Origin of the sequence: Brachyspira pilosicoli (genome assembly GCF_019402445.1) — a bacterium.
GTDB classification, from domain to species: domain Bacteria; phylum Spirochaetota; class Brachyspiria; order Brachyspirales; family Brachyspiraceae; genus Brachyspira; species Brachyspira pilosicoli_B.
Map to the genome: position 1 here is coordinate 1 of NZ_SRZM01000235.1, position 1,636 is coordinate 1,636.

The following is a 1,636-nucleotide window of genomic DNA, read 5'->3' on the forward strand; positions in this document are numbered from 1 at the left end:
TGGTACAGCTCGTACACGGGAAAAAGTTGATAGAAAATTATTCTTTAAGTATAAGTGTAAATAAATATATTTCAGAAATTTTATATTTAATCCTCGACGATATGTTTAAAAAACTCTACTAAATACCAAAATCTATTGGCTTCTCGTTATCTGATATGAAATCTTCTTTCATCTTCTTTCTATATTCTATTAATTTATTCCTCACACTCTCATATTTTAAAGACAACATTTCAACAGCAAGCATACCAGCATTATAAGAATTATTTATACCAACCGTAGCAACAGTTATGGGCTTTGGCATTTGCACTATAGAAAGTAAAGCGTCCATTCCATCAAGTACACTAGCACTAATAGGTACCCCTATTACAGGAAGTATTGTTTTAGAAGCTATAACACCAGGTAAATGAGCAGCAAGACCAGCACCAGCAATTATCACTTCAAAGTTTTGATTTTCTATATCTTTAATAGTTTTATCAAGATGTTCAGGCACTCTATGAGCAGACAATACAAAAGCCTTATATTCAATACCAAACTCTTTTAAACATAAGGCAGCATTCTTCATTTTATCAGTATCGCTTCTGCTTCCAAAAATAATAGCTACTTTCATGTAGATAACTCCTATAAATAAAAATTTTGAAATAATTATATATTCTATTGTTTATTTATCAATATTTTTGTGTTTATAAGGCTTGATATTAATTTTAAAAAGCTCATTGTCATCTAGTTCAGCCTGATAGAGTTTAATTATATCATTATTATAATCAAGCCTTTTTTCATTGATAGAATTCACTATATTGTATACAAGCTCTTTATCATCATCTGAAGTCTTTACACCGAAACAAATACTTTTTATTTGTAAATCAATACTTCTACCATTAGGATTTTTATTTTCTTCATCATAAAAAAGTATACGATATTCGTCTTCATATTCCCATTCTTTAGATTTTATAGCAAATGATTCTATGATATAATTTATTTCTGTATATTCATCTAAAACAAAATTTCTAATTGTTAAATCATCATTACTTGTAAATGAATTATATCTATTCATTTTAGTATGATACTTAATTTTTTTAAAAATAATTTCTTTCCTTTTAGATATATTACTAATATCATATTCAATACATATACCCTGATGTTTATCAGAATAATGACTCCACATTAAAGTATTATCATTATGCGTAGTCAAACAAGATACTTTTATTTTTTCTAATAAGTAATTATATGCTTCATTATCTCTATTTTTTTTAATAAGAGGATCAATAGGATCATTAAATTTATTTGTATTTCCAACCCATAATTGACCATTCAAAACACTCTTTAATCTATCTTTATCAAGTATTGTGTAATTATATAAAGTATTATTTTTTATTTCATCATTTAAATTTGAATTAAAATCTTTTAGTATTAGTCCATATATAAAATTAAAGTCCGCTTTTATTTTAAGTTTTGATATAAAAGAAACATATAATGACAATAATTTATTTGTATATATATCATAATTGTAAAAAAACTTTTTATATATTCTTGATAACTTATTATACAATTTCTCAATTTCAAATATTTCTTTATTTAGATATAAAGATTCAACTATTTCTGTATATATTATTATTTTTTGATTATAATTACATGTTAA

General features: G+C 24.3%; 2 protein-coding genes. Both read right to left on the reverse strand.

The features are described from left to right. Positions 1-118 precede the first annotated feature (118 nt). On the reverse strand, positions 119-607 hold the full coding sequence (purE, locus tag E6A48_RS08060; protein ID WP_219709561.1) for a 5-(carboxyamino)imidazole ribonucleotide mutase: 489 nt from the start codon (positions 605-607) through the stop codon (positions 119-121). A gap of 51 nt (positions 608-658) precedes the next feature. Then, positions 659-1,636, reverse strand: a 978-nt coding sequence (locus E6A48_RS11995) for a DUF2971 domain-containing protein (RefSeq protein ID WP_258018576.1), incomplete at its 5' end; no start/stop codon positions are given.

Coding starts and splice junctions, on each gene's coding strand:
- purE (WP_219709561.1), bottom strand. CDS start 607: ATGAAAGTAGCTATTATTTTTGGAAGCAGAAGCGATACTGATAAAATG.